The following is a 24,761-nucleotide window of genomic DNA, read 5'->3' on the forward strand; positions in this document are numbered from 1 at the left end:
CGGGTGGAAGGAGGGCCCATGCCCGATCAGGACTTCGATCTCGACCGCAGTGTCGCCCAGGCGTGGGAGCAGTTCGCCGAGCGGCTGGCCGACGTCATCTCGGTGATCGCCGACGGCGAGTTGACCATCGGGACGCTCTCGTCGAGCGCCGACGCCGCGCCCTTCGTCCGCTACTCCGTCTCGAGGGAACGGCCCGAGGTCGTTCTGGTCGAGGCCGCCAGCAATGCGGTCCTGGGGGAAGGCTTCCAGCTCGGGGTCGAGCAACTGCACCAGCTCGAAGAGTTGGGCTGGCAGTCACCGACGGTTGACGGCGAGACCCCCAGCCCGAACTTCACCCTCGTCCGCCCCCAGGACGAGTCGGCGTTCCTCGCCGATCTGGGGGTGCGCACGCTGCGTGACGTCTTCGGGGTGCAGCACCCGGTCTTCCTGGCTCCCGACCACTTGGCGGAGGTGCTCCAGGGCAGTGTTCCCGCCGAGGACGAGGCACACACGCAGCCGTCGCGCTTCGATCCGAGCGACCTGGTGGCCATCATGCCCTCGGGTCGTGCACATCTCGACCAACTGGTCTCCGAGGAGCTCGCGCAGATGTTCGGCCACGAGCCGTTGCGCGACTCCGAGGGTGACATCGCCATCCGTGTCGGTTCGACCATGGTCTTCGTCCGCACCACTCCCGACGCCGAGGAGGTGGTGCTGTTCTCGGCCCTCGTGCACGACGTCGAGGGCCGTTCACGGGCCGTCGAGGTGCTGAACGACCTCAATGTCGAGGCACGCCACGGTCGCTTCGCGCTGCACCGCGACCGCGTCTTCGTGCAGTTGTCAGTGCTCGCGCATCCCTTCGTGCCCGCGCACCTGCACCAGGCTCTCCGTCTGATCAGTGCTGTCGCCGACGGCATCGACGACGAACTTGCCGCCAAACTGCGCGGCCGCACCACCTTCGACCAACGAGCCGAGTGAGGCACTGATGGACAACGGGCACTTCTCCACGATCGACCCCGACGAATGCCGCACGCTGCTTCGGCAGGCGGGTGTGGGACGACTCGCCTGGGCGGTGGAGGGGCGGGTGCACCTGCTTCCCGTCACCTGCACCAGTGACGGCGAGACGATCTGGTACCGGACCTCGCCGGGCAGCCCACTGGCGGGCGCCGTCGGCGAGGTCGTCTTCGAGATCGATGACCTCGACGACGAGACCAGGACCGGCTGGAGCGTCGTCGCGCGAGGGGTGATGGCCGACTCGGGACGAACTTCCACACCAGCGCCCGAACCGTGGGCACCGGGCGAGAGAGAATTGGGTCGGGCCATCCGAATCACGGAAGTCTCCGGACGATCGGTCGCCCCCGGAACCGAGAGGGATGTCGATGTCTACGCATGAGGAAACGGACGGGCCGGAGCAGTACCGACCGCACGTGTTGGTGGGGGTCGACGGATCCGAGGACGGCCTGCGTGCCGTCGCGTTCGGGGTACGGGCGGCCCTGGCGCGCAAGGCAGAACTGTTGCTGGTGCACGCCGTCGACGACGCCGTGCTGGCCGGCACTTGGGGTGTCGTCTACGACCCCTCGAGCCTCGAGTCGGCGGCCAGCGAGGTGCTCGCCGAGGCCGTGAAGCATGCCGTCGACACGGGCATGGCCGCCGACCAGGTGCACACCGAGGTGGTGCTCGGCAACGCTGCGGCGGTGCTGGCCAAACTGTCGAAGGACGCCACCTTGTTGGTGATCGGACGACGGGCCATCTCTGGTCTGGAGCGCATGTTCGTGGGGTCGACCAGTGTCTCGCTCGCCTCGACCGCGGCCTGCCCCGTGGTGGTGATCTCGAACGCCGTCAACCCCGGCCCGACCGGTGCCCACGGTGTGGTGGGTATCGGGGTCGAGTGCGACAAGCACTCCACCCAGACCTTGAAGGCAGCCTTCGACGAGGCTCGCCTGCGCGGTGCCAGCGTGCTGGCCACCACCGTGCAGGCCAACATCCCTCCCGGCATGTTCGGGGGCTATCGCCTCACCGCCGAGGCCGAGACGGAGATGCGTCACGCCGCCGAGCTGCAGCTCGCCGACATCGTCGGCCGGGTGGCAGGGGAGTACCCGGACGTCCCGCACACCCTGCAGGTCACCCTGGGGCACCCCGTCGAGCAGCTGATCGCGCTGTCTGCGACCGTCGACCTGCTCGTGCTGGGCATGCGTCCGCCGTCGGTCATCGGCTTCTCGATCGGGGGCGTCACCCGCGCCGTGCTGGCCCACGCCAAATGTCCGCTGCTGGTGGTGCACTGACCGCGTAGGCTGGGCGGGCCATGAATCAGCCCGCCCTCGCCGCCCTGCCCGCCGGCCTCGATCTCACCTGCGCGCCGCAGCTGCCGATCTCTGCCCGGGCCGACGACATCGGCGACCTGCTCGACCGCCACCAGGTGATCGTGGTGGCGGGGGAGACCGGGTCGGGCAAGACCACGCAGTTGCCCAAGATCGCGCTGGCTCGTGGCCGGCGGCGCATCGCCCACACCCAGCCCCGTCGGATCGCCGCACGGTCCGTGGCCGAGCGCCTCGCCAGCGAGATCAACACGCCGCTGGGTGAGGTGGTCGGCTACCAGGTACGGTTCACCCGACAGGCGGGCCGCGAGACCCGGGTGAAGGTGATGACCGACGGCGTCCTGCTCGCTGAGATCACCCGTGATCGCGACCTGCGTCGCTACGACACGATCATCATCGACGAGGCCCACGAACGCAGCCTCAACATCGACTTCCTGCTGGGTTACCTCAAGCAGCTGCTCACCCGCAGACGCGACCTGAAGGTGGTCATCACTTCGGCCACCATCGACACCGCCCGGTTCTCCGAGCACTTCGGGGGCGCCCCGGTGGTGGAGGTCTCCGGTCGCACCTTCCCGGTCGAGACCCGCTACCGCCCCTTGGGTGACGATGACGACCAGGTCGCCGGCATCAGCGCAGCAGTGGAGGAGTTGGCGGCCGAAGGTCCCGGCGACATCCTCGTCTTCCTGTCGGGGGAGCGGGAGATCCGTGATGCCGCCGAGGCGGTCACCGCACTGAAGCTGCCCGAGACCGAGGTGCTGCCGCTGTACGCGCGGTTGTCGTCCGCGGAGCAGCAGCGGGTCTTCCAGTCGCACACCGGTCGGCGGGTGGTGCTGGCCACCAACGTGGCCGAGACCTCGATCACGGTTCCCGGCATCCGTTACGTGGTCGATCCCGGAACTGCCCGGGTCAGTCGGTACTCGGCCCGCACGAAGGTGCAGCGGCTGCCCATCGAACCGGTGTCACAGGCCTCGGCCAACCAGCGCGCCGGACGGTGCGGTCGCGTGGCTCCCGGGATCTGCATCCGCCTGTACTCAGAGGAGGACTACCAGGCTCGTCCCGAGTTCACCGAACCCGAGATCCTGAGGACGAACCTCGCCTCGGTCATCCTGCAGATGGCGCAGGCGGGGCTGGGTGACATCGCGGCCTTCCCGTTCGTCGAGGCTCCCGACTCCGGGCAGATCACCGACGGCATGCGCCTGCTCGACGAACTCGGTGCCCTGGCGCTCGGCAACCGCCATCACCCCAGACTGACGCAGACGGGCCACGCCCTCGCCAAGCTGCCGGTCGACCCCAGACTGGGACGGATGCTGATCGAGGCGCAGCGGCGTGACTGTCTGCGCGAGGTGCTGGTCATCGTCTCCGCGCTCGCGATCCCGGACGTCAGGGAACGGCCCGTCGACAAGCGGCCGCAGGCCGACGCCATGCACGCCCGGTTCACCCGCGAGGTGGTGACGGCGGCTCAGGCCAGCACAGACGACCAAGGCCGGCCACTGCGGCACACCGCCCACACCAACACCCGCAAGGAGCAGGGCCCGCCGGCAGGTGAGGGCGGCGACGTGATGCCGCTGGTGCGACTGTGGAACTACCTGCGTGAGGCCAGACGCGAGTTGTCGGGCAACGCCTTCCGCCGGATGTGCCGCGAGGAGTACCTCAACTTCCTGCGGGTGCGTGAGTGGGAAGACCTGCACGCACAACTGCGGGAACTGTGCAAGGAACTGGGCTGGCACCGCAACCAGTCCGCAGCAGCCACCAGTGACGTGTTGACCAGCGTGCTGGCCGGACTCCTGGGCCACGTCGGACTGGCGGACGTGCGGGAGCCGACCCCCGCGCGCGGATCAGGCCCACGCAAGCGCACCCGCCCGGGGCCGCGGGAGTACCTGGGTGCCCGTGGCGCCCGGTTCGCGATCAATCCCGGATCGGTGCTGGCCCGCAACCCACCACCGCTGGTGATGGCCGTCGAACTCGTCGAGACCAGCCGACTCTGGGCGCGCACGGTGGCCGAGATCCAGGCCGAGTGGGTCGAACAGGTGGCCGAGCACGTGCTCAAGCGCCAGTACTCCGAGCCGCACTGGTCGTCCAACTCGGGTTCGGTGGTGGCCTTGGAGCGGGTGAGCCTCTACGGGGTCCCGATCATCGCGGAGCGTCCGGTGAACTACGCCCGGATCAACCCGGTCGAGGCCCGCGAGATCTTCATCCGGCAAGGCCTCGTCGAACAGGCGTGGCCCAACCGTCACGCCGTGCTGGCCCACAACGCCGAAGTGCGGCGACGGGCCGAGGAGATCGAGGAGCGCAGCCGGCGTCGGGACGTGGTCGTCGACGACCAGGTCATCTTCGACTTCTACGACCGTCGCATCCCCGACGAGGTGGTCTCGGCCAGCCATTTCGACGCGTGGTGGCGGCGGGTCGACGACAAGCGACTGCTGGAACTCGACCTCGACGACCTCATCCGGGACGACACCCAGACGGTCGACGCCGGTGCCTTCCCCGACCACTGGCAGGTGGGTGACCTTCGTCTCGACGTGCGCTACGTGTTCGAGCCGGGGTCCGGTCACGACGGTGTGACGGTGACCATCCCGATGCGCCTGCTCAACCAGTTGACGGCGGAGCCGTTCAGTTGGCAGGTGCCGGGGTTGCGTCAGGAACTCGCCACCGAACTCATCCGCGGTCTGCCGAAACACCTGCGGACCAACTACGTCCCTGCCCCCAACCATGCCCGTGAGGCCCTGCGTTGGCTGGACGGTGAGGGCGGCGGAGATCGGTCCGTGCGTTTCGCCGATGAACTCGGACGAGCGCTGACCGCCCTGACCGGCTCCCCGGTGCCGGCAGATGCCTGGCGTCCCGAAGCGGTACCCGACCACCTGCGGGTCCGGTTCCAGGTGACCTCGAGGGAGGGTTCCGACCGGATCGGCAAGGACTTCGACGAACTGCGCCAGGAGTTGGCGGCCCAGCTGAGCCGGACCCTCACCAAGGCCACCCGCGCCGACCGGATCACCGGCCAGACCGCCTGGACGTTCGGTCAGATCCCCGTCACCGTCGAGGTGGGCAGGGGCGGTACGAAGGCCGTCGGCTACCCGGCGTTGATCGACGAGGGGGCCTCGGTCGGCCAAGTGGTGCTCGACGCGCCAGCCGCCCAACAGCGCTCGCACCATCGGGGGGTCAGGCGCCTGCTGGTGCTGACCAATCCCGACCCCTCCAAATGGGTGGTCTCACACCTGAGCAACCTCGAGAAGGTGGCCCTGCCGCACTCGCCCTACGGTTCCGTCCCCGAACTGCTGGCCGATGCCCGGCTCAAGACCGTCGAGTCGCTGGCGGTCGGTGCGGTCGGTGACCTCAACGGGGTGCGGGATGCGGCCGCCTACGAGGCGGTGGCCCTGCACGTTCGCCAGGAGCAGGCCGATGCGATGCGCAGGGTGGTGTCGTTGGTCGCGCAGACCCTCACCCACCGCCTGGAAGTGCAGGAGCTGGTGCGGCAGGATGCGCCGCCGTCGGCCTGCCAGGACGTTTCACGTCAACTGCAGAACCTCATCTTCCCGAACTTCATCTCTGCCACCCCCGACCCCTGGTTCGCAGAACTTCCCCGCTACGTGCAGGCCATGAAGCTGCGGCTCGAGGCAGCCGGCCGCAATCCGGTCCGTGACCGGGAACTGCAGGAGCAGGTGGACGAACTCGAGGACGAGTACGCCGCGGTGGTCGACCGCCAACCGCCTGGCCCGCTCACGCCGCAGGTGGAGGAGGTCGCCTTCCTGATCGAGGAACTGCGGGTGGGGCTGTTCGCACAGACCTTGAGGACGGCCGTGCCGATCTCACCCAAGCGGGTGCGGACGGCACTCAAGAAGCTCTGACCAGCCACGGGTGGGTCGTCCGGGTCGCCGCGGAGGTAGCGGCCAGGTCTCGAGGTCGGCGATCTGTGGTTGAGTGACCTGCGTGCCAGCAACCACCGCCGAACTCGTCGACCTGCTCAGCTTGGAAGAGATCGAACTGGGCCTCTACCGGGGCTCTCACCCGCGGACGACCTGGCAGCGAACCTTCGGTGGACAGGTGCTCGCCCAGGCGTTGATGGCTGCCTACGGCACCATGCCCGCCGAGCGCATCTGCCATTCGCTCAACGCCTACTTCCTGCGCCCGGGCTCGACCGACGCGCCCATCATCTACGACGTCGAGAGGACTCGCGACGGCCACACGTTCTCGGCGAGACGTGTGCTCGCCCGCCAGCGGGGCACCGTCATCTTCACCCTGAGCGCGAGTTTCCATGAACTGGAGGAAGGACTCGAGCACTCCGACCCGGCGCCGGTGAACGTCCCGGCACCCGAGCAGTGCCGCCGCCTCAGCGAGGTGATGAGTGAGCGTTTCGGGTCGGAGAGCAGCCTGTTCCACGAGTGGGACGCCCTCGACGTCCGCTTCGCCGGTGACTCGGGTCGATCGGGGGAGATCAGCCCCAGTTCCCACCGGGCGCACATGCGCGTCTGGGTCAGGACGACCGAGGGTTTGCCCGACGACCACCGCCTCCACCAGGCCGTCACCGCCTACCTGTCGGACATGACACTGCTGGGTGTCTCGACGGTGCCCCACGAGGTGGCGTTCCTTTCGGCGCAGCTGCAGGCCGCCAGCATCGACCATGCGATGTGGTTCCATCGTCCGATCAGGGCGGACCAATGGATCCTCTACGACCAGGTGAGCCCGTCCGCATCGAACGCGCTCGGCTTCTCGATGGGTCGGCTCCTGCAGGACGGACTGCAGGTGGCCACCTGCAACCAGGAGGGGCTCATCCGGGTCGTGCCCGGAACCGCCCGTCACTGATCGGGGGGGTCGCCCCGCGCGTCGGGGGAACCTGCAGGGGGACGGGCGGGACACAGCACCGCCGTCGGCCCCCAGGGAGAACGGGGACCGACGGCGGGTGCCGGTGTTGGACGTGCCTCAGGCGGCCGTGGTCCTCAGGGCGGCCAAGGCGTTGCGTTCAATCTGGCGCACCCGTTCAGCGGTGATGCCCCAGACTGCCCCGATGTCTGCCAGCTTGGCCTGTCGTCCGTCCAGCAGGCCGTAGCGACGCCGCACCACATCGGCCGAGCGCGCGTCCAAGTTCTTCAACATGCCCTCCAGCACTCCACGGTCCTGCCCGTTGAGCACCTCCTCGTCGGGGCCGGGTGCGTTCTCGCGGGCGATCAGGTCACCCAGCGCGGTGTCTCCGTCCTCGTCGACGGGGGCATCGAGCGAGACATGCTCGCGGCTGTAGCGGATCAGCTCGACGACTCTCTCCGGCTCGAGCGCGAGTTCGGCAGCGATCTCCTCCACCTCGGGCTCTCGGCCCAGCTGGCGCTCAAGGTTCCGGCGTGCGGCCGAGACCTGGTTGACCTGCTCGGCGACGTGAACGGGCAGCCGGACGATGCGGCCCTGCTGGGCGATACCACGGCTGATTGCCTGCCGCACCCACCAGGTGGCGTAGGTCGAGAACTTGAATCCCTTGGTGTAGTCGAACTTCTCGACGGCGCGGATCAGACCCGTGTTGCCCTCCTGCACCATGTCGAGCAGGGGCATGGGGGCACGCGAGTACTTGCGGGCGACACTGACCACCAGTCGCAGGTTCGCGCGGACGAAGTGCTGCATGGCGCGGTCACCGTCGTCGGCGATGGCCTGCAACTCCTCTGCCGTCGCCTCGACCTCGCTGGTCACCGTTCCGTCGAGCAGGGCCTGGGCGAACACACCGGCTTCGATCCGGCTGGCGAGTTCGACCTCCTCCTCGGCATTGAGCAGAGGTGTCTTGGCGATCGACTCGAGGTAGAGCCCGACTGCGTCCTTGCCGTCGATTCCGTCACTGCTTCGAGTACGCGTCCTGGTGGTGATCATCCGGGTGCCCCTTTCATGCGACATTCACCCTGTTCAACGCCCGGAAGACGAGAAATGTTGCGCGCCACCACCGTGGTTGGCCCCAAGTACGCCAACAGCGATCAGCGAGTAAGACCGTGGTCGTACTCGACCCCGAGAAGACCGGCGAGATCGACCCCATTGACCCTGAGGCACCCCGAAGCGCACGATGGGCGGCAGGGACGCTGACGCAGGCGTCCCGCCGACCCCGGGGCAGCGACGCCTCCGCCGGGTCGGGGGAGCCCGCGGGGGGCGGGCCCAGACAACCAAGGGGGAAACATGCGTGCAGCACATCTGCTAGTCGCCGGTCTGACCATGGCCGGACTCACCCTGGCCGCGCCGGTGGCAGCGACCGCCCAACCCAAACCCGATCCACGAGTGGCCTCCGACCAATTGGCGGCACCCTTCAACCTGGCCGTCAGCGGCGACACGGTGTACGTGGCGGACGGATTCGCCAACATGGTGGCGACCCTGGGGCCCAACGGGTCCCTCATCCCGGTCGCGGTCGACCAGCCCGGTGCCGCGGGCGTGGCCACCTCGTCCGACGGCTCAGCGCTGGTGTGGACGACCACCGTCACCGACATGGGCACGTTCACCAACACAGCCAGCGGGCTCCACCTCTGGGTGCCCGGTGGCGGCACCGTCTACGCCGACACGTTCGCCTACGAATCGGCCCACAACCCCGACCAGGTGAACCACTACGGGCTGGTCAATCCCAACCAGTGCGCCCTGGACGCCTTTGCCGAGATGGGCATTCCCGCCTCCTACACCGGTGGGATCGATTCGCATGCGTACTCGGTGACTGCGCTGGGCCATTCCTGGGTGGTCGCCGATGCTGGTGCCAACGCCCTGTGGAAGGTGAGTGCCACCGGCGACATCAGCACATTGGCGGTGCTGCCTGCCCAGCCCACGGTGATCACCGCTGGCGCGGCCTCGGCCCTGGGACTGCCGGATTGCGCGATCGGCCTGACCTACAACTTCGAACCGGTCCCGACCGACGTCGAGGTGGGCCGTGACGGCATGCTCTACGTCACCACGCTGCCCGGAGGGCCCGAGAGTGACGTGCTGGGTGCACGCGGCTCGTTGTGGAAGGTGAACCCGAGCACTGGCGCAGCCATGAAGCTGGCCGGTGGATTCCTCGGAGCCACCAACCTTGCCATCGACAAGTCGGGCCAGATCTTCGTGGCCGAGTACTTCGCCGGTCGGATCACCCTGGTCAAGGCGAGCGGGAAGAAGTCCCACTACCTCGACCTCCCCAACGTCGTGGCCCTGGAGTCCGGTCGCGACGGATCGCTGTGGGCGGGTACGACGATGAGCCTCGACCCGTCGCAGCCGCCGATGCCGGGAACCATCGTGAAGATCAAGGACGGCGTGCCCATGGCCAGCACCGTCCTTCGATGAGGTGCTGACCCGCTGAAGTCAGTCGTGCCCTGGGTGCTGGCCCGCCACATCGATGATCCAGGCCAGCTCCCAGGCACGCTCCTTCCACTGGTCGTAACGGCCGGTCACCCCCGCGTGGCCGGCCACCATCTCCGTCTTCTGCAGGACGGGACGAGCCACCTCCTTCGGGATGGTGTGCCGCAACTGCTGCACCCATTTGGTGGGTTCGACGTAGTAGACACGGGTGTCATTGAGGCCCGTCGTCGCCAGGATCGCGGGGTACTGCACCGGGGCGATGTTCTCGTAGGGGCTGTAACCCCTCATGTAGGCGTAGACCTCGGGGTCGTGCAGGGGATCTCCCCACTCCTCCCATTCGGTCACCGTGAGGGGCAGCGAGGGGTCGAGGATGGTCGTGAGCGCGTCGACGAAGGCGACGCCGGCGTGCACACCCGCGAACAGGTCGGGTGCGAGATTGGCGATGGCCCCCATCAGCAGACCACCAGCACTCCGCCCCTCGGCCACGAGCCGATCGCTCGAGGTGTAGCCGTTGTCGACGAGCCACCTGGCCGAGTCGACGAAGTCGGTGAACGTGTTCTTCTTGGTGAGGGTCTTGCCGTTCTCGTACCAGGCTCGTCCCATCTCGCCGCCGCCACGGATGTGGGCGATCACGAACACGAAGCCACGGTCGAGCAGTGACAGCCGGCTGACGGCGAAGGCGGGCGGGATCGAGATCTCGTACGAGCCGTAGCCGTACAGCAGGCAGGGCGCCGTGCCGTCGAGGGGGGTGTCGCGGCGGCGGACGATCGACAGCGGGATCAGGGTGCCATCCGTGGCCCGCGCCCACTGGCGTTCCGAGACGTGGTCCTCGGGACGGTAGGCGCCTCGGACGGGGTGGTCGCGCACCTGCGTCTGCTTCAACTGCACCAGTTCACCGCGGTCGACGAGGTAGTCGTGCACCGTGGTGGGCGTCACCAAGGAGGTGTAGGTGAGCTGGAACCGATCGGTGTCGATGTCCTCCGAGCCGGTGGTCTGGGCGTCGTAGACCTGCTCGGGGAACTCCAGGTGGGTGACGTCGTCACCCCGGTGCACCTGCACCCCGGCGATGCCGTCGCGTCGTCGGGAGACCACGACGAAGTCGCGGTAGGCCTCGACCGCGGTGTAGCGCACGCCCTCCGCGGGGGCGGCGACGCTCGTCCATCGGTGCCGAGGTGCCAACTCCCCAGCCGACTCGTCCCACACCAGTGGGCACGACGAGACTTCGAAGTCGGGGGAGTTCTGGTTGTGCAGCAGGTAGAGCACACCGTCTCCCACCTCGACCCCGTACTCGACGCCCTCGACCTTCTCGGCCACTCGCACCGGCTTCGCCGTCGGCTGCGCGGCCGGGAGCAGGAAGGCCTCACTGGTGAGCTTCGAGCCGTTGTGGATGACGATCCAGTTCTCGTCGCGGGAGGCGTCGACCCCGACCCAGTAGCGCTCGTCGGTCTCCTCAAAGACCAACACGTCGGACGAGGGGTCGCTGCCCAACGTGTGGAGCCAGACCTGGTGGGGACGCCAGGCCTCGTCGACCCGCTGGTAGAACAGGTGCTGCTGGCCTGCCCAGGTCGCCCCGTGGGCGATGTCGGTCACGACCGGGCCGCCCGCCTGGCCGGCTCCCAGCGCATCGGGCTGCCCGCCGTCGTCGATCTGCTGGAGGTCGAGGCGTCGCACCCAGAGGTCGTAGCGCTCGTCTCCGGAGTTGTCGACCGAGAAGGCGAGCAGGGTGCCGTCGGGTGAGACGGTGAGCGCTCCCAGCGAGAAGAACTCGTGCCCTTGGGATTCGAGGTTCGCGTCGAGCAGCACCTGCTCGCCCGGGATCTCGGCCTCCCCGAGCTGGGGGGCGTGGTCACGGTCCGTGGCCGGCGCGCGGCAGTACAGCTGATAGGCACTGCCCTCGACCGTGCGGCTGTAGTACCACCATGCGTCGCCGCCGCGGTGGCGGGTGAACGAGGGCACCGACAGGTCGGTCTCCTGGGTGCGCACCTTGATGTCGTCGAAGAGTTCCTGACGCAGACCCTCCAGGTGAGCGGTCATGGCGTCCGCGTAGGTGTTCTCGGCATTCAGCAGCTCGATCACCTCCGGGTTGGCCTTGTCGCGCAGCCACTCGTAGGGGTCGTCGAAGACGTCACCGTGGTGGCGGCGCGGGTGAGGACGGCGATCGGCGACGGGCGGCTGGGGACGGGAGGACTGGTCAAACATGTGCCAAGGCTAGTGGCAGCTTGGGTGAGCGAACGTGGCGTGGCATGATGGACGACACGGGTCTTGACAGCCACCGGCTTTCTTGCGCCCTCGAAGCGATTCGCGAGACTGAAGAGGATCCCCAGTGACGCCACGTTCCACCGGTCAGAAGCCCGCCGAGGACATCACCCCTGAGGCACCGGCGACGACCCGACGGACGAGGGCCACCACAGCCAAGTCCGCACCCGTCGGCGCCTCGGCCAAGGCTGCGCCCTCCACCAAGACCCCTGCGGCCACCAAGAGCACGGCGGCAACCGGCACCACTGCCGCAACGAAGGCAGCCCCCAAGACAACGGCTGCCACCAAGGCTGCCCCCCGTAAGACGGTGAGCCGAGCAGCCAAGGCCTCCCCGACCGTTGCAGAGACCGTCGAGCAGGTCGCCAACCGCGAGATCGAGGTCGTCGCGGAGCGTGACGGCGATGACCTGGTGCTCACCGTCGGGGGCAAGAAGCGCAATCTCGACGACGTCGACGACGCGCAGTTCGTGCCCGAGAAGGAGGCTCCCCTCGAGAAGGAGTTGACCGAGGACCAGGGCTTCAGCCTCTCGGACGCCGACGACGCCGACGAGCCGGAGCAGCAGGTGGTCACCGCAGGTGCCACTGCTGACCCGGTCAAGGACTACCTCAAGCAGATCGGCAAGGTCGCTCTGCTGAACGCCGAGATGGAGGTGGAACTGGCCAAGCGGATCGAGGCCGGCCTGTTCGCCGACGAGCAACTGAACGATCCCGAGACGGTCGTCTCTGCCGCCGACCTCGAGGACTTCGAGTGGATCGCTGCCGACGGTCGCAAGGCCAAGAACCACCTGCTCGAGGCGAACCTGCGTCTGGTCGTGTCCTTGGCCAAGCGCTACACGGGGCGCGGCATGCTCTTCCTCGACCTGATCCAGGAGGGCAACCTCGGCCTCATCCGCGCGGTCGAGAAGTTCGACTACACCAAGGGCTACAAGTTCTCGACCTACGCGACCTGGTGGATCAAGCAGGCCATCACCCGCGCCATGGCCGACCAGGCCCGCACCATCCGCATTCCGGTCCACATGGTCGAGGTCATCAACAAGCTGGCTCGTGTGCAGCGGCAGATGCTGCAGGACCTCGGACGGGAACCCACCCCGGAGGAACTGGCCAAGGAACTCGACATGACCCCCGAGAAGGTCGTCGAGGTGCAGAAGTACGGGCGCGAACCCATCTCCCTGCACACTCCCCTGGGCGAGGACGGGGATTCCGAGTTCGGTGACCTGATCGAGGACTCCGAGGCCATCGTGCCCGCCGATGCCGTCAACTTCACGCTGTTGCAGGAGCAACTGCATGACGTTCTCGACACGCTCTCCGAGCGCGAGGCCGGTGTGGTGCAGATGCGCTTCGGCCTGACGGACGGTCAGCCCAAGACGCTCGACGAGATCGGCAAGGTCTACGGGGTCACCCGCGAGCGCATCCGGCAGATCGAGTCGAAGACGATGTCGAAGCTGCGTCACCCCTCGCGTTCCCAGGTGCTGCGGGACTACCTCGACTGATGTCGCACCCCGACGCCCGTCGGCTCGACGGGCGCTTCCGGATCCGGCAGGCCGCCCTGGCGGACCTGCCGGAGCTTGCCCGGGTGAGGGCACGGTCCTGCTGGCCCGGCGACGAGGATGCCCCCAGCCCGTACCTCTGCGACGCGGACATCGATCGGGTCGCCAGCCAGTGGCTCGGGGAGGCCCAGCGCGGTGGCTACTACTGGGGTGTGGTCGACTCCCGTGTCCCGGCGGATCAGGGTGTCGTGTGGGTGGGGGTCGCCCACGCCCGTGCCGCCTGTGAGGAGGGTGCCCCGGCACCTCTGGAGCTGGCCGTCCTGCACCTGCTCGAGGTTGCCCGGGGCTCCGGGATCGCCGATCGGCTGCTGCAGATGGCCATCGGTGACGCGCCTGCGTACCTGTGGCTGCCGGTCGACAACCCGCGAGTCGCGGCCTTCCTGGGGCGCCATGGTTTTCGTCCGGACGGGGTGACCCGACCCGCTGGCGGGGTGCCCGTCGGAGGTTGCGAGACACGGCTCGTCCGGGACTGAGGTCCGGCTGTCGTCCGGGCTTCGTGCGAGGCCCGCTTCGGTGCCGCCCGAGCGCAACCATTGCGCAGTTCGGTTGCGCGAAATGAACGCATCGCTCAGCCGTGTCATGCCTTGTCAATCCGCTGTTACCGAATCGTTGCACAAGTGGCGGCGCTGCAATTGCGCGCGATTGGTCACCCGGCCCTAGGTTGGGTCCACCAAGCGGGACGCAGTGTCCCGGTGTGACACCGGCAGGAGGTGGCGATGACGGCAGTGGCAGTGAAATCCGTGCCCGTCGCGAACCCGGACCGCCCACGGACGCCCTCGATCTGGTTGCGCATCTGGCGCAACTACTTCCTGCGGCGGGTCGTGCGCGCACTGATCATGATCTGGGTCGTGACCTCGGCGATCTTCTTCCTGGTGCGACTGATGCCCGGAAACCCCGTCGACACCTACACCAACAAGCTGATCGCCGAACAGGGCCTCTCGTACGAGCAGGCCAGGGCCCAGGCCGCCACGCTGTTCCAGTTCGACTCGAGCAAGCCGCTCATCCTGCAGTACGTCGACTACCTCAACAACCTGCTCCACGGCGACATGGGCAGCTCCATCGTCTCGTCGGGCACGACCGTCGCCTCGAAGGTCGCGGCCCACCTGCCGTGGACGATGTTCTCGGTGGGCATCTCGATGGTGATCGCCATCGGCCTCGGGCTGGTGCTCGGCATGCTGATGGCCTACCGCCGCGGCGGCATCGTCGACCACGCGGTCTCGGTGATCGGCTCGCTGCTGCACGCCATCCCCAACTACCTCTTGGCCATGCTGATCGTCGTGGTCGGGGGTGTGAAGCTGAAGTGGTTCGACTTCGCGCAGATGCGCGGCAGCGTCACTCCGGGGGTGCAGCCGGGGTTCAACATCAACTTCATCCAGGACATCTTCTACCACGCGGCCCTGCCGATCCTGACCTACGTGCTGACCACGGCCGGCACCTGGGCACTGGTGATGAAGTCATCCACCACGCAGGTGCTCGGTGAGGACTACGTCACCGTCGCGCGTGCCCGAGGGCTCTCGGGCGGACGCATCGCCGGCACCTATGTCGGACGCAACGCGGTGCTCCCACTGGTGGCCCAGATCGCCACCCAGGCCGGGTTCGTGGTCGGCGGCGCCATCTTCGTCGAGCAGACCTTCGCCTACGACGGCATCGGCATCCAGCTCTACAAGTCGATCAACTTCCGCGACTACCCGATCATCCAGGGAATCCTGCTGATGATCACGATCGTGGTCATCTTCGCCAACCTGTTGGCCGACTTCATCTACAGCTTCCTGGATCCCCGCATCCGGACCGACGAGCGAACGGAGGACTGAGATGGGGATCAACGTCGCGGACGCCACTCTCGAACCCGCCAAGGGCGAGGAGCCCCACGTCTCCGATGAGGTCGTGAAGGCCAAAGGGGTCGGCCCCATCCGTGGGTTCTTCCGGGAACTGGCTCGATCCACCTCGGGACTGATCGGCTTCATCATCGTGGTGCTGTTGGTCGCCATGACCATCTTCGCGCCGCTGTTGCGGGGCAACCTGAAGCCGACCACCGACTACTGGGCGCCCTTCTCGGCCGCCCACCCGCTGGGGACCAGCGGTCAGGGGATCGACACCCTCGCGATGGTCGTCAACGGTGGCAAGACCGTGCTGCTGGTCGGCTTCGGAGCTGCCGCGCTGACGGTGCTGATCGCTGTCGTGATCGGCTCCCTGGCCGCCTACTTCCGTGGCTGGTTCGACGCCCTGATGCTGCAGGTGGCCGACCTGTTCATGACCATCCCGCAGATCGTGCTGCTGGCCGTGATGGGCTCCCTGTTCAGGTTCGACTCGCCCTTCTGGTTGGCCGTGATCGTCGGTGCCCTCTCGTGGCCAGTGTTGATGCGCTCGATCCGTGCACAGGTGCTGACCCTCAAGGAGCGCGAGTTCGTCGAGGCAGCCCGCCTGCTCGACCTGGGCACCCTGCGGATCGTGTTCGTCGAGATCGTGCCGAACATGGCCAGCTTCATCCTGATCAACTTCATCATCGCCGTCACCAACGCCATCTACGCGATGGTCGGCCTGTACCTGCTGGGTCTGGCACCGCTGGCCGGCGTCAACTGGGGAATCATGGTGCAGGACGGCTGGACCAACGGCGCCATGTTCAACCCCGACGCCCTGCCCTACATCCTGGCCCCGGTCGCGATGATCGTGCTGCTGCAGTTGGGCCTGATCCTGCTCACCCGATCTCTCGAAGAGATCCTCAACCCGAGGTTGCGTGACCGATGAGCGACACCAGCGTGGCATCCACTTCGTCCACCAGGACCGCCAAGCGAACCGACGAGCCCGTGCTCTCCGTGCGCGACCTCGTGGTGCAGTACCGCACCGGCTCGGGCACGACCGTCAACGCGGTGAACAGCGTCAGCTTCGACCTCTACCCGAATCAGGCGCTCGCGCTGGTGGGGGAGTCGGGTTGTGGCAAGACCACCCTTGGTCTGGGGCTGCTGCGGCTGCTACCGCGACTGGGGCACATCCCCGCCGGTTCCATCACCTACCGGCGCCAGCCCGGCGCCACCCCGATCGACGTGCTCAAGCTGAACTCGCGCCAGTTGCGCCGGTGGCGCTGGGCCGAGGCGGCCATGGTCTTCCAGGGTGCCCAGAGCGCCTTCAACCCGGTGATCACCATCGGCGACCAGATGGCCGACACCCTCAAGGCCCACGTTCGCGAGGGCGAGCGGTACAACAAGAAGGAAGGCATCCAGCGCGCCGGTGACATGCTCAAGCGGGTGCGGCTCGACCCCTCCCGGGTGCTGGGGTCCTACCCCCACGAGCTGTCGGGCGGCATGCGGCAGCGCACCCTGATCGCGATGAGCCTGCTGCTCGACCCTCGCTTCCTCGTGCTGGACGAGCCGACCACCGCCCTCGACATCCTCACCCAACGCGGCATCGTCGACCTGCTCGCCGAACTGCGCGAGGAGCGGGGATTCGCGATGATCTTCATCAGCCACGACCTCGCGCTGGCCGCCGAACTGGCCGACCGGGTGGCGACCATGTATGCGGGGCAGATCATCGAGCGCGGGTCACTCCACGACATCTTCTACGAGCCTCGTCACCCCTACACCTCAGGTCTGATCAACGCGGTGCCCCCAGTGGTGGGTGACCTCCCCGAACTTGCGTCCATCCCGGGATCGCCGCCGTCACTGGCGAACCTGCCGGTCGGCTGCTCGTTCGCACCGCGGTGTTCGTACGCGACCCCGGAGTGCCGGGCCGCCGAGCCGCCCGAGGAGACCATCGAGGCCCGGGACCAGGGTCAGTCCCATGAAGTCCGCTGCATTCACTGGCGTGAGGTGCACCATGAGCGAAAGGTGATTGCACGTGCTTGAGTCCGGAGACACCCCGCTGTTGCGGATGACCCACGTCGACCAGACCTTCAAGACCAAGAAGGGTGACGTCCCGGCAGTCCAGGACGTCAATTTCGAGGTCGGGCCCGGCCAGGTGTTGTGCCTGGTGGGGGAGTCGGGTTGTGGCAAGACCACCAGCGCTCGGATGGCGGGCGGCCTGTTGAAGCCGACCGGCGGCGAGGTGGCCTACCTCGGCAAGAACATCTGGGAGATGGACTCCAAGGAGTTCATCGACTACCGGCGCTCGGTGCAGTACGTGCACCAGGATCCGTACGCCTCGCTGAACCCGATTCGTTCGGTGGCGGCGACGCTGACGGCGCCCCTGCTCAAGCACGGCTTGGCCAAGAACCGCCACGAAGCCTGGGAGCAGGCCGCCGAACTGTGCCGCCGGGTCGACCTGACGCCCCCCGAGGCCTACCTGTCGAAGTTCCCCCACCAGCTCTCGGGTGGCCAGCGTCAGCGTGTGGCGGTGGCTCGTGCGCTGACCCTCAACCCGAAGCTGATCATCGCCGACGAGTCGACCTCGATGCTCGACGTCTCGATCCGAGTGGGCATGCTCAAGATGCTCGGCAAGCTCCGTGACGAGCTCAACGTCGGGTTCCTGTTCATCACCCACGACCTGGCCATCGCGAAGTACTTCGGCTGGTCGGGCAAGACCGCTGTGATGTACCTGGGCAAGGTGGTCGAGATCGGCCCGACGCCCGAGGTGATCAACAATCCGCAGCATCCCTACACCCGTGCTCTGCTGAACGCGGTCCCGGAGCCGGACCCGGACCTCACCCGCACCAAGCTGCCCAACGGTGGGTTGCGCTCCTCGGAGATCCCGAACCTGCGCGAACTGCCGACCGGCTGCACCTTCCACCCGCGCTGCCCGCTGTTCGAGGCGGGCTGCGACAAGGTGGTCCCAATCTTGGCTGAGATCGGTCCGAACCGTGAGGTGGCCTGCCACGTCACGGGGCGCGACACCCGAAGCCAAACGGACTCTCCCACCCGGGAGCTGGCCGGATGAACGCTGTCGCCCGCGGAATGCTGGCGGTCAGCTGCTTCGTCTTGGTCGGTTCGATCATGTTGATGTTCATGGTCGAACCCGGCACGGCGGAGTTCGTTGTCACCGTCCTCAGCCTGGGGGTCTCCCTGGTCGCTGTGGTCGGTGCAACCCTGGTGGCGCGTTGGACCATCCAACGGCCCAACTTCAAGGAGGAAGAACGATGAGCGATCCCATCTCGGTCTCGCGGCGCAGAATGCTGCAGATCATGGGCATCACTTCAGTCGGCGTGGTGGGCGCCGGGGCTTTGGCCGCGTGCTCACCGGGTACCGCAGACAACGGCAACACCAGCTCGACCAAGCCCAGCGGCTCGGGGAGCACCGGCGGAGGAACCAAGAGTGGCGGTGAGATCCACGTCGGTTACCCGTTCACCGCTCCTCCCGAGGGCACGTTCAACATGTTCGCGCCGGCCAACACCATCATCGACGCGGTCGGTGTTCCCTACGGCGACATGCTGCACATGCCGTCCGCCTACTACCTGTGGGCTGACAAGTCGTGGATCAAGTTCCTGATCGACGACTACAAGCTGGACGAGGCGTCCAACACCTACACCGTCACGGTCAAGGACGGCCTCACCTGGTCGGACGGCAAGCCGCTGACGGCCAAGGACTACGTGACCTCCTTCTACTGCGCCTGGCTCACCAGCCAGCCGGTGTGGAAGTACGTCAAGGATGTCGAGGCGAAGGACGACAAGACCTTCGTCCTGACCCTGAAGAACCCCTCGACGGTGCTCGAGCGTTACATCCTGAAGCTCAAGATCTCCGACACCCAGACCTACGGTGCCATCGCCGACAAGGTCGGGCCGCTGATCAAGGCCGGCAAGGCCGCCTCGGATCCCGAGCCTTCGGCGCTGCTGGCCGAGCTGCAGAAGCTCAAGCCTGCCGATCCGATCACCTCGGGCCCCTTCAAGTTCGACACCGGGTCGATCACCAACACCCAGCTGACCCTGGTGAAGAACGACAAGGGCGTCAACGCCGACAAGATCAAGTTCGACAAGGTCGTCATCTACAACGGCGAGACCCCGGACGTGACCCCGCTCGTGCAGTCGAAGACCGTCGACTACGCGACCCACGGCTTCCCGCCCAGCACCGAGAAGTCGTTCATCGCTGCCGGTATCCGCATCCTGCGCCCGCCGAACCTGTCGGGCCCGGCGCTGTTCATGAACTTCGCCAAGCAGCCCGAGCTGAAGGACAAGCGCGTCCGTCAGGCCTTCGCCACGTTGATCGACCGAGCCGTGGTCGGCAAGGTGTCGCTGGCTGAGTCGGGTGTGGGTGTGAAGTACATGGCCGGTTTCACCGACAACTCGGTGGACGAGTGGCTGCCGGCCGGTGTCAAGGACAAGCTGAAGACCTACGACAAGGACGACGCCAAGGCCGAGTCCCTGTTGAAGGAAGCCGGCTGGACCAAGTCGGGCAACACCTGGAAGACCCCCGCCGGAAAGGACGCTGCCTACGAGCTCGAGTTCCCGGCGGAGTTCGCTGACTGGTCGGCCGCCGGCAAGAACGTTGCCGAGCAGATGACCACCTTCGGCATCAAGGTGACCCCTCGTGGTGTCAACTTCGCCCAGGTTCCGGTGGACGCCGACAAGGGCAACTTCCAGCTGATCATCCAGGCGTGGGGTGCCAACTCGCACCCGCACCCGTACTTCGCGTACCAGGCTGACTACCTGACGCACAACTACCCGATCGCCAAGAACAACGGAGGCCGTGGCATCGACTACGACCTGTCCGCGGTTCCCGGCCCGGATGGCAAGAAGTACAACATCGAGGACCAGATCACCGCGTGCGGTGAGGGTCTCGACCTGGACAAGCAGAAGCAGCAGATCGGAATCCTCGCGCAGCTGTTCAACGAGGAGCTGCCGATCATCCCGCTGTTCGAGCGCTACGGCAACAACGCCGCGGTCGAGGGCGTGCGGGTCAAGAAGTTCCCGGCGGACGACAACCCGGTTCTGAAGAACCCGGCCTACTCCGACAACTTCGTCGTGATCGGCATCATGGACGGAACCATCGAACCGGTCTGATCCGGAACGACTCCACTCCACGGCACGCCCCCGGGACCTCGGTCCCGGGGGCGTTCCCCTGTTTGCGGCGGGTGGCCCGCCTCAGACGAGGTGGAAGTACTGCGGCAGCAACCGCGGTGTGCCACCGTCCGGCTGGACGAAGTACTGGGCCATCTCTGCCTGCCAGCGCCCGTCGACAGGCTCCTCACCCATGGCCTGGATGGCAGCGGCCGTGTCGTCCGCCTCGAAGTAGCCGACCACCAGCCCGCTGTCGGGGTCCAGGAACAACGAGTAGCGGCGCCACCCGCAGCGGCTGAGTGCCTCGCGCATCTCTGGCCACACCCGCTGGTGCACCTCCACGTAGTCGGCCAGCCGTTCCGGTCGGACCTTCAACAGGAAGCAGCAGCGGGTGGGGTCGGACTGGTCGGTGGTGGCCAGCAGGTGGGTGAGGGAATCGTCCATGGCTGACATTCTGCCGCCGACAGCTCCCCTTGAACGGACGAGGGCCCGAGCCGGATCGGCTCGGGCCCTCGTCGGGTCGGTCGGCACCTCAGGTGGGGTTCTTCTCCGAGAGGGCCGAGGTCTCGTCCTGGATCTTGAGGGCAACCTGCTGCAGCTTGTCCTGGTGGGCGCGCCCATGGTGCGCACAGAACAACAGGGTGCCCCCCGAGGGGAGGGTGACGCGCAGGTAGGCCTGGGCGCCGCAGCGGTCACAACGGTCGGCAGCAGTCAGGCTGCGGTCCTCGGTGACGGTGGTGCTCATGGCTACTCCTTCTGTCGTGGTGTCACATGAATGAGGGTTCCGCGCCCATACGGGCGTGCCCACGAGCTGGCGCGTACTGATCACTCTCGCCTCATGGAACGCCCGAGGGGGCCCGGACATTCCGGTTGGCCTGACCCCCACCGTACCGACTCAGCGCAACCCAGGTGCGGGCGGAGAGCCTGCGTGAGCGTGTCGTGCCCAGACTGTAACCTCGTTCGGTGACCGAAGCACTGTTGACGACCCCCAAGACGGCAGCCGCGAAGAAGGCCGTCCCGGCGCAGGGCCGCGACTACGAGGCCAAGCACCTGCTCGTGCTCGAGGGCCTCGAAGCCGTCCGCAAGCGCCCCGCCATGTACATCGGATCGACCGACACCAAGGGTCTGATGCACTGCCTGTGGGAGATCATCGACAACTCCGTCGACGAGGCACTGGCGGGCTCGGGTGACCGCATCGACATCGACCTGCTCGGCGACGGTTCGGTGCGCGTGTCGGACCAGGGCGCTGGTATTCCCGTCGACACCGAACCCCGAACCGGCTTGTCAGGTGTCGAGGTGGTGTTCACCAAGCTGCACGCCGGGGGCAAGTTCGGCGGCGGTTCGTACAACGCCACCGGCGGGCTGCACGGAGTCGGGGCCTCGGTCGTGAACGCACTCTCGAGCAGGCTCGACGTCGAGGTGACCCGCAACTCGGCCGTCTGGGCGATGAGCTTCCGGCGCGGGGTGCCGGGGGTCTTCGACGGTGACGGCCCGGACGCCCCGTTCACCCCCGATCACGAACTGCGCAAGATCGGGCGCGCCAAGCGAGGCACCAGCGGCACCACCATCACCTACTGGCCCGACCGCCAGATCTTCCTCAAGGACGCCCAACTGTCACTGGAGAACCTGCTCAACCGGGCCCGCCAGACGTCATTCCTCGTGCCCGGCCTCGAGCTCGTGGTCAACGACTCGCGCACCGCCGAGAAGGTGAGCGAGACGTTCAAGCATGACGGTGGCATCGCCGAGTTCGCCGACTTCCTGGCCACCGGTGAACGGGTCTCCGACATCCTGCGCCTGCAGGGCAGCGGCGAGTTCACCGAGACGGTGCCGATGCTCGACGACAACGGTGCCATGACCCCCACCGACGTCGAACGCCGCCTCGACGTCGACATCGCGTTGTGCTGGACCAACGCCTACGAGACCGTCGCCCGCTCGTTCGTCAACGTGGTGGCCACCCCCAAGGGCGGCACCCACGTGGCCGGGTTCGAGCAGGGCATCACGAAGGCCTTCGTCAACTCGATGCAGGGCACCCGCATCCTCAAGGCAGGCGAGGAGGTCATCAAGGACGACATCCTCGAGGGGATGACGGCGGTGGTGACCGTCCGCCTGCCCGAACCACAGTTCGAGGGACAGACCAAGGAAGTGCTCGGCACCCCACCCGTGCGCCGTTTGGTGGCCAAGGTGGTCGAGACCGAACTCGCTGACTGGCTCACCAGCAGCAAGGCCGCCACCAAGGCGCAGGCGCGTCTGGTCATGGAGAAGGTGGCGAACGCCGGCCGGGCGCGGATCCAGGCGCGGATGCACCGCGACAACCAGCGCCGCAAGAACGCACTGGAGTCGTCCTCACTGCCGCCGAAGCTGAAGGACTGCCGCTCGTCCGACGTCGACCGCACCGAACTGTTCATCGTCGAGGGTGACTCGGCGCTCGGAACGGCCAATGTCGCCCGCAACTCCGAGTTCCAGGCGCTGCTGCCGATCCGGGGCAAGATCCTGAACGTGCAGAAGGCCTCGGTCGGCGACATGCTCAAGAACGCGGAGTGCGCCTCCATCATCCAGGTGGTCGGAGCCGGGTCGGGCCGCTCCTTCGACCTGGACGCCGCCCGCTACGGCAAGGTCATCTTCATGGCGGACGCCGATTCCGACGGTGCCCACATCCGCTGCCTCCTGGCGACCCTGTTCTTCACCTACATGCGGCCGCTGGTCGAGGCCGGTCGGGTGTACTCGGCCGTTCCTCCCCTCCACCGTTTCGAATTGGTCAACCCGAAGCGTGGCTACGAGAAGTTCATCTACACCTATTCCGATGCGGAATACCAGCGCAAGGCGGCCGAACTGACCAAGAAGGGCCAGAACTTCAAGGAGCCCCAGCGCTACAAGGGGCTCGGTGAGATGGACGCGGGCCAGTTGAACGAGACGACCATGAACCCGTTGCACCGCACCCTCCGCCGGATCACGGTGGACGAGGCGGCAGCCGCGGAACGCACCTTCGAGATGCTGATGGGAAATGACGTGGCCCCGCGCAAGGAATTCATCATTGACGGCGCGTACACCATTGATGCCGAGGCAATCGACGCCTGACCACTAGAGTGCGGTCGTGACCACCGCAGCCACCACGGGCCACTCGGCCCCGCCCCCCACGGCACTCGAGCAGGCACCCCCGTCGTCCGGCAGGAAGATCGCGGCCTGGGCGAGTTGGGACTGGGGGACCCAGCCGTTCAACACGGTCATCACCACCTTCGTGTTCGCGGTCTACCTGACCTCGAAACCGTTCGGTGACACCAATCACACCTCGCAGGCGTTGTCGGTCTCGACGACCCTCGCGGGGTTGCTGATCGCGTTGCTGGCTCCCGTGCTGGGGCAGATGTCGGACCGTTCGGGCCGGTTGGTGACGGTGCTCAAATACCTGACCTGGGCCTTGGCGCTCATCTCTGGTTCGCTGTTCTTCGTGGAGCCGCGCCCCTCGCACCTGTGGGTCGGGCTGTCGTTGTTGGCGGTCGGTTCCATCGTCTCCGAGATCGCGGGGGTCAACTACAACGCCACCATCGAGCAGGTCGCCACCCCCTCCAATGTGGGACGGGTCTCGGGCTTCGGATGGGGCGCGGGTTATCTCGGCGGCATCCTGGTGCTGTTGCTGATCTACTTCGCCTTCATCGGCCCGGAGGTCGGCCTGTTCGGTGTGACCGGGGCCAACGGTCTCGACATCAGGGTCTCGATGCTCGTCTGCATGGTCTGGACCCTGGTCTTCACCATCCCGGCGTTCGTGGTGCTGAAGGACCAGCCTGCGCAGCCGGGCGGGCGCGAGTCGCTGATGCGCTCCTACGTGTCGCTCTGGCGCACCGTGAGGAGACTGTGGCGCACCTCCCCTCACACCGTGTACTTCCTGCTGGCCTCGGCGCTCTTCCGGGACGGGCTCGCCGGGGTGTTCGCGTTCGGTGCTGTCATCGCGACGGGCACCTTCGGCTTCAGCGCCGGTTCGGTGATCATCTTCGGTGCGGCCGCCTCGGTCGTCGCCGGCCTGTCGGCGATGCTGGCCGGACTGCTGGACGACCGGCTCGGCCCCAAGGTGGTGATCATGACCTCGCTGGTGGGGCTCGTGATCACCGGCCTGGTCGTCTTCCTCTTCCACGACCGAGGGCCGGGCGTCTTCTGGGCCGCCGGCCTCGTGATGTGCATGTTCGTGGGCCCGGCTCAGTCGTCCTCCCGCAGTTTCCTGGCGAGGCTCATCCCGGAGGGGAAGTCCGGTGAGATCTTCGGTCTGTACGCGACCACCGGACGAGTCGTCAGCTTTTTGTCACCGGCCATGTTCGGACTGGCGATCACGCTGGGCGCGGCCCTGACCAAGGCGGAGAACACGCAGTACTGGGGCATCCTGGGCATCGTGGTCGTGCTGGCGGCGGGGTTGGCCGTGATGGCGCCCGTGAAGGAGCACACCCACCACACCCTGTGAGACCGTCGGTGGGCCCACGGCATCCGTGGG

Annotated in this window: 20 protein-coding genes; 16 read left to right on the top strand and 4 right to left on the bottom strand. The window is 67.1% G+C overall.

Translation table 11 applies throughout. From position 1 onward, the window contains the following. Nucleotides 1–18 precede the first annotated feature (18 nt). From QQZ11_RS10270 to QQZ11_RS10290, 5 genes are all read left to right on the top strand, one after another. Nucleotides 19–954, top strand: coding sequence for a T3SS (YopN, CesT) and YbjN peptide-binding chaperone 1 (locus QQZ11_RS10270; RefSeq protein ID WP_284550316.1), 936 nt, complete (start codon nucleotides 19–21; stop codon nucleotides 952–954). 7 nt (nucleotides 955–961) lie between these two features. Beyond that, on the top strand, nucleotides 962–1,369 hold the full coding sequence (locus QQZ11_RS10275) for a pyridoxamine 5'-phosphate oxidase family protein (RefSeq protein WP_284550317.1): 408 nt from the start codon (nucleotides 962–964) through the stop codon (nucleotides 1,367–1,369). Beyond that, nucleotides 1,356–2,258 (top strand): universal stress protein, encoded by a 903-nt coding sequence (locus QQZ11_RS10280; protein WP_284550318.1) that lies wholly within the window; start codon nucleotides 1,356–1,358, stop codon nucleotides 2,256–2,258. The genes QQZ11_RS10275 and QQZ11_RS10280 overlap by 14 nt, the downstream gene beginning before the upstream one ends. A gap of 20 nt (nucleotides 2,259–2,278) precedes the next feature. Further along, nucleotides 2,279–6,133, top strand: coding sequence for an ATP-dependent RNA helicase HrpA (hrpA, locus tag QQZ11_RS10285; RefSeq protein ID WP_284550319.1), 3,855 nt, complete (start codon nucleotides 2,279–2,281; stop codon nucleotides 6,131–6,133). A gap of 82 nt (nucleotides 6,134–6,215) precedes the next feature. Then, nucleotides 6,216–7,088: an acyl-CoA thioesterase gene (locus tag QQZ11_RS10290; protein WP_284550320.1), complete on the top strand. Its 873-nt coding sequence runs from the start codon at nucleotides 6,216–6,218 to the stop codon at nucleotides 7,086–7,088. Between the two features lie 117 nt (nucleotides 7,089–7,205). Here QQZ11_RS10290 and QQZ11_RS10295 read toward each other — a convergent pair whose 3' ends face one another. After that, a complete protein-coding gene (locus QQZ11_RS10295) occupies nucleotides 7,206–8,129 on the bottom strand; it encodes a sigma-70 family RNA polymerase sigma factor (protein ID WP_284550757.1) in 924 nt (307 codons plus the stop codon). A gap of 300 nt (nucleotides 8,130–8,429) precedes the next feature. Here QQZ11_RS10295 and QQZ11_RS10300 point away from each other — a divergent pair, with 300 nt between their 5' ends. Next, nucleotides 8,430–9,551: a ScyD/ScyE family protein gene (locus QQZ11_RS10300; RefSeq protein WP_284550321.1), complete on the top strand. Its 1,122-nt coding sequence runs from the start codon at nucleotides 8,430–8,432 to the stop codon at nucleotides 9,549–9,551. Nucleotides 9,552–9,569: 18 nt separating this feature from the next. Here the strand turns inward: QQZ11_RS10300 and QQZ11_RS10305 are convergent, their stop codons facing one another. After that, nucleotides 9,570–11,765, bottom strand: a complete 2,196-nt coding sequence (locus QQZ11_RS10305) for a S9 family peptidase (RefSeq protein WP_284550322.1) — start codon at nucleotides 11,763–11,765, stop codon at nucleotides 9,570–9,572. 163 nt (nucleotides 11,766–11,928) lie between these two features. Here QQZ11_RS10305 and QQZ11_RS10310 point away from each other — a divergent pair, with 163 nt between their 5' ends. The 8 genes from QQZ11_RS10310 to QQZ11_RS10345 all read left to right on the top strand — a co-directional run bounded on the left by QQZ11_RS10310 (nucleotide 11,929) and on the right by QQZ11_RS10345 (nucleotide 20,290). After that, a complete protein-coding gene (locus QQZ11_RS10310) occupies nucleotides 11,929–13,311 on the top strand; it encodes an RNA polymerase sigma factor (RefSeq protein ID WP_342395085.1) in 1,383 nt (460 codons plus the stop codon). Further along, entirely contained in the window at nucleotides 13,311–13,841 is a 531-nt protein-coding gene (locus tag QQZ11_RS10315; protein ID WP_284550324.1) for a GNAT family N-acetyltransferase, read from the top strand. Before QQZ11_RS10310 ends, QQZ11_RS10315 begins: the two co-directional genes overlap by 1 nt. 243 nt (nucleotides 13,842–14,084) lie before the next feature. Next, entirely contained in the window at nucleotides 14,085–15,179 is a 1,095-nt protein-coding gene (locus tag QQZ11_RS10320) for an ABC transporter permease (protein ID WP_022910032.1), read from the top strand. Nucleotide 15,180: 1 nt separating this feature from the next. Further along, the gene (locus QQZ11_RS10325; protein WP_284550325.1) at nucleotides 15,181–16,113 is read left to right on the top strand and encodes an ABC transporter permease; all 933 of its coding nucleotides are present in this window, start codon (nucleotides 15,181–15,183) and stop codon (nucleotides 16,111–16,113) included. Next, the gene (locus tag QQZ11_RS10330; RefSeq protein WP_284550326.1) at nucleotides 16,110–17,207 is read left to right on the top strand and encodes an ABC transporter ATP-binding protein; all 1,098 of its coding nucleotides are present in this window, start codon (nucleotides 16,110–16,112) and stop codon (nucleotides 17,205–17,207) included. Before QQZ11_RS10325 ends, QQZ11_RS10330 begins: the two co-directional genes overlap by 4 nt. Beyond that, nucleotides 17,200–18,234 carry an ABC transporter ATP-binding protein gene (locus tag QQZ11_RS10335; RefSeq protein ID WP_284550327.1) on the top strand — a complete coding sequence of 345 codons (1,035 nt, stop codon included), beginning with the start codon at nucleotides 17,200–17,202 and terminating at the stop codon, nucleotides 18,232–18,234. Before QQZ11_RS10330 ends, QQZ11_RS10335 begins: the two co-directional genes overlap by 8 nt. Continuing rightward, on the top strand, nucleotides 18,231–18,437 hold the full coding sequence (locus tag QQZ11_RS10340; RefSeq protein WP_157438916.1) for a hypothetical protein: 207 nt from the start codon (nucleotides 18,231–18,233) through the stop codon (nucleotides 18,435–18,437). Before QQZ11_RS10335 ends, QQZ11_RS10340 begins: the two co-directional genes overlap by 4 nt. After that, nucleotides 18,434–20,290 (top strand): ABC transporter substrate-binding protein, encoded by a 1,857-nt coding sequence (locus QQZ11_RS10345; protein ID WP_284550328.1) that lies wholly within the window; start codon nucleotides 18,434–18,436, stop codon nucleotides 20,288–20,290. The genes QQZ11_RS10340 and QQZ11_RS10345 overlap by 4 nt, the downstream gene beginning before the upstream one ends. An 81-nt stretch (nucleotides 20,291–20,371) precedes the next feature. On the opposite strand, the gene QQZ11_RS10350 is transcribed toward QQZ11_RS10345, so the two are convergent. Both QQZ11_RS10350 and QQZ11_RS10355 read right to left on the bottom strand, forming a co-directional pair. Then, nucleotides 20,372–20,731, bottom strand: coding sequence for an L-rhamnose mutarotase (locus QQZ11_RS10350; protein ID WP_284550329.1), 360 nt, complete (start codon nucleotides 20,729–20,731; stop codon nucleotides 20,372–20,374). 88 nt (nucleotides 20,732–20,819) lie between these two features. Continuing rightward, nucleotides 20,820–21,032 (bottom strand): DUF7455 domain-containing protein, encoded by a 213-nt coding sequence (locus tag QQZ11_RS10355; protein ID WP_022910039.1) that lies wholly within the window; start codon nucleotides 21,030–21,032, stop codon nucleotides 20,820–20,822. A gap of 230 nt (nucleotides 21,033–21,262) precedes the next feature. Here QQZ11_RS10355 and QQZ11_RS10360 point away from each other — a divergent pair, with 230 nt between their 5' ends. After that, nucleotides 21,263–23,362 (top strand): DNA gyrase/topoisomerase IV subunit B, encoded by a 2,100-nt coding sequence (locus tag QQZ11_RS10360; RefSeq protein WP_284550758.1) that lies wholly within the window; start codon nucleotides 21,263–21,265, stop codon nucleotides 23,360–23,362. A gap of 16 nt (nucleotides 23,363–23,378) precedes the next feature. Continuing rightward, nucleotides 23,379–24,731, top strand: a complete 1,353-nt coding sequence (locus QQZ11_RS10365) for an MFS transporter (protein WP_446698845.1) — start codon at nucleotides 23,379–23,381, stop codon at nucleotides 24,729–24,731. Nucleotides 24,732–24,761: the final 30 nt, after the last annotated feature.

It is taken from the genome of Aestuariimicrobium sp. T2.26MG-19.2B (assembly GCF_950101875.1).
GTDB classification, from domain to species: Bacteria; Actinomycetota; Actinomycetes; order Propionibacteriales; family Propionibacteriaceae; genus Aestuariimicrobium; species Aestuariimicrobium kwangyangense.